Consider the following 3,987-nt stretch of genomic DNA (forward strand, 5'->3'; position numbering starts at 1 on the left):
TCCCTGTATGAACACTCAATACTGCAATATCTGCAACAGAGCCAACCGACAAATTTCCAAGGTCATCTCTTTTAATAGACTTGGCTGCATTCCAACTACCACGAGCAATAATGTCTGGTATTCCCATGCCCATATTCAGATATTTTGACATCACATTTAACATGGTTTTCATTCCTGAATTCATGCTGGTACGATGCTCATCAGTACCAAAAGAATTGGGGAAAAGCCCTTGTCGAAAGGCAGGAATAGCTTGATTAAACCAAAACCCGCCACCTCCATGACCAATATCAAAGAGTATCCCACGTTTCTGAGCTTCCTTTACAAAAGGCCTGACTTTACCCTGTTCATCAACTACGGTCATCCGTTCTGCAACATTTTCAAAGGCATGAGTCATAATATCACCTGGGCGCATACGCTTCAGCTGATCTTCAAGTGAATATTTTGGCAAGTGACACTCCACAAAAAGTGGCGTATTTGACAGGGTTGCTGCTTCTATTGCCCGATTAAAGGGAATCCAGTTATCATCTGTTTCATAACGGCCAATTCTTACTCCAACCAAAATATCCGAATATTTTTTTACTGTCTCGGCAGTTTTCTGAGCATCCATCCCATTGATGTTTTCCTGTTCTTTATCTACAGAATATCCAGAGGCTGCAATACTTAAAAAAGCAAGAACACGGGTATTAGATCCATCAATGATTTTAGCTTTAAAATCAGGGAAAGTAAGCCAACCGGAAGTGCCCGCATCAACAACTGTAGTTATGCCAGAACGAGGCGCAAAGGCATCAGGCAGTTGGCTTGATGTGCCATCGGTAAACCCCGGTTTGCTCCCAGCATAAACATGCGTATGCATATTAATCAGGCCTGGCGAAACGATCATACCACTTGCATCCACCACTTTTTTGGCTTCAGTTATAGGTATGCCAGAGGCTACTTTAACTATTTTACCATCTTTTACAGCCACATCCAACTTAGCATCGATTTTATTTTTGGCATCAATAACACGACCTCCTTTAATTAAAAGATCAATTTCTTGAGCCTGCATGTTATTGGAAATGCCAAAGAGGATCAATAGAAACAGAATAATAGCATTTGTTCTAAGATTGCGTATCATAACAGATACTAGCAAAACTGATGTATTTATTTTATTCCTCATTAGCATTTCCATAGCAATAATTAGTAATGAATTTTTCTAATTCAATTGTAATTTACTTTACTGCATCCCATTGAGGTCCGCTGATACCATTTAAATCCCAAGCAACTTTTCCTGCACGAAGCGTTAGTTCAGCCTCCAGTTTCTTGTTTCCATTTAATACAGAACCACGGGCATCCATAAAGCCAAATTTACCTTCACGAATATTGAATACTGAAACATCCGCCTCAGCGCCAACACTAAGATGACCTAACTCTGTATGCTGTATCACATTTGCAGGATTCCAGGTTGAGCGTACTATTACATCTTGAATGGACATACCCATATTTAGAAATTTAGACATTACATTGGCCATATCCTTCATTCCAGCATTTCTACTGTTTCTATACAAATCGGTACTGATGGTATTGGGATAGAATCCCTGCTTTATTGAATTTATTGCTGTTGCCCACACAAAAGCTCCTCCACCATGGCCTACATCAAAGATTCTGCCTTGTTTTTGCGCTTCAAAAACGAAAGGTTTTACATTGTTATTTACATCAACAATTGGTTCGCGTCCACCAGGGGCTAAATTAGTTGCTGCGTTTCCTGAAAAAGTATGTGTAAAAATATCGCCTGGGCGGAAATGTTTCATAAACAGTTCTTCAATAGATAATTTAGGTGTACTTGAGCCAAAGTCTACAATAATTGGCTTATTGGTTTTCCTTCCCGCTTCAATAGCACGGTCAACCGGGAAAAAATTATGCCCCTGAAAATGATGAGCTTTTATCCCAACAATGATATCCGGATACTCATTCATAATAAATGCAGTGGTTGTCGGATTCATATCCGTGGTATCCTGTGCATGAACAGTACCTACCATACCATAACCAGTAATACTTAAAAAAGCTAAGACACGAGTTTGAGAATGATCTATTGTTTGTTTTTTGAACTCCGGAAAGTTTCTCCATCCTGATGAACCGGCATCTACTACGGTGGTCACTCCTGAGCGGAAGGTGAAATCATCGGGGGCAACGCTACCGAAACCATTTGAAATTTCAAAACCTTTATATCCAGGATCTTCAGCACCGGCAAAAACATGCACGTGCATATCAATAAAACCAGGTGAAACATACAATCCTGTTGCATTAACCGTTTTTTTGGAAGTATTAGCGGGAATATTTGAGGCAACCCGAAATATCTTACCATCCTTAATGGCAACGTCCATTATTCCATCGATCTTATTTTTTGGATCAATAACATGTCCACCTTTGATAAGCATGTCAATCTCCTGAGCTTGAAGATTTGTCTGAGAAATGAGACAAGTAGCAAAAAATAAAATATAAAAATGCGTCCTGATTGTTTTTAGAAAATTATTGTTCATTTTGTATGGTTTTTAATAGTTAAAATTCAATTTAGGTATTTTTTTATTAACTGGAAAGCGGTGCCCCTGATGGAACAAAAATTGCCTTTTTAGATGCTGGTTTATTATTTTTTGTAGCTGTAAACATTGCACTTCTATACTCTCCCATAAATAAATTACCTGATAGCTTATCTCCTGATAAAGTACCTGTGAAGGTATAAATTATAGAATCTCCTATCAAACGTACAGAACTCTGCAATTTCACCGTATCGCCTTCAATAGAACCGGTCATGTCATTCACTGCAAATCCTCCCTGATGTGTTCCCTTGATCCAGTTTCCATCCTGCTCAATAAATAATTTGTGTTTTCCCTGGCTATTATAAAATTTCACATCCACATCCCATGTGCCTGAGAGATTGGCTGCAGGAGCTTTCATTTCTTTTATTATTGGGCTTCTTTTTGCGGTTAACACTTCAAAAATCCGATTAGCAGCGATCTTTTCTTCACCAGCCTGCATTCCAATGGTGGTAACAGCAATTCCATTAATATTAGAATCTTTACCGCGACCGCCTCCACTGGCAACTGCAATTCTAGGCTTATTTTTACCAAGTTCATCGGCCAATTCGGCTCCTGTAATATTTAGTACGTCCGCATCCCAAGTGATAACAACTTCAGGCGAGACATTTGACAAACCTGAAAGGGTAGATGGGATATGTATCATTGTTTGAACACTTTTAATCCCAGAAACTTTTTTAATGATATGATCCAAATAAGAATCCCATTGTTTACGAACAGCCGCATGATCCATTTCTTTCCAAACTTTTACTGCTGCAACCATACCAAACATTTCATCACGATCCACTTTATTATCCCGGCATGGACCATGATGAGGAGAACTTGCCTGCCATGCGGCCATTAATATATCTTTTTGCCCCAAGATCAACCCGCATGATTGTGGCCCACAGATTGCCTTTCCACCACTGTAAGCAACAATGCTTGCTCCGCGCTTTAAATGTACGGGAGGGAATGTCAGAATTTCATTTGCTGCATCAAACAATACAGGAACATTTTTGGCTTTAGCAATTGCCGAAATATTCTCTAATGACATCGATGCACCGGTCCAGGTTCTATCGCCATTTACCATATAAATCAGGGCCGTTTTAGGATTTATGGCATTCTTCAGTTCTTCAAGCGTAGATACATTAACCATGGTTACCCCAATGTTTCTGATTGAATGATCATACGCATTTCTGGAGTTGATTGGCACAATCACTTCTGTTTTTTCAAGACCCTCTAAGTTAGGAATGCGAACCAATTTTTCAGGATCACCGCCCGATACAACTGCAGCGGTTACGAGCTTCAGTCCGGCAGCACAACCAGAAGATACCACTCCCCATTCAGCGCCTGTTAGATCTGCTAAGGTCTGGCCAATTCCATCTGCCACTTCATCCATTTGAGCAAAATTATGGGAGGCTGCTTCCATGGCTGCCTT

Annotated in this window: 3 protein-coding genes; all 3 read right to left on the reverse strand. The window is 39.9% G+C overall.

The window, feature by feature from the left end; all coding sequences use genetic code 11:
* Positions 1-1,114, reverse strand: a 1,114-nt coding sequence (locus tag ACIQZ6_RS12200) for an amidohydrolase family protein (protein ID WP_395811491.1), incomplete at its 3' end; no start/stop codon positions are given.
* Positions 1,115-1,208: 94 nt separating this feature from the next.
* Positions 1,209-2,516, reverse strand: a complete 1,308-nt coding sequence (locus ACIQZ6_RS12205) for an amidohydrolase/deacetylase family metallohydrolase (RefSeq protein ID WP_395811493.1) — start codon at positions 2,514-2,516, stop codon at positions 1,209-1,211.
* Positions 2,517-2,562: 46 nt separating this feature from the next.
* A partial coding sequence (locus ACIQZ6_RS12210) for an aminotransferase class V-fold PLP-dependent enzyme (RefSeq protein WP_395811495.1) occupies positions 2,563-3,987 on the reverse strand: 1,425 nt, incomplete at its 5' end.

Origin of the sequence: Daejeonella sp., from assembly GCF_044348475.1 — a bacterium.
GTDB lineage: Bacteria > Bacteroidota > Bacteroidia > Sphingobacteriales > Sphingobacteriaceae > Daejeonella.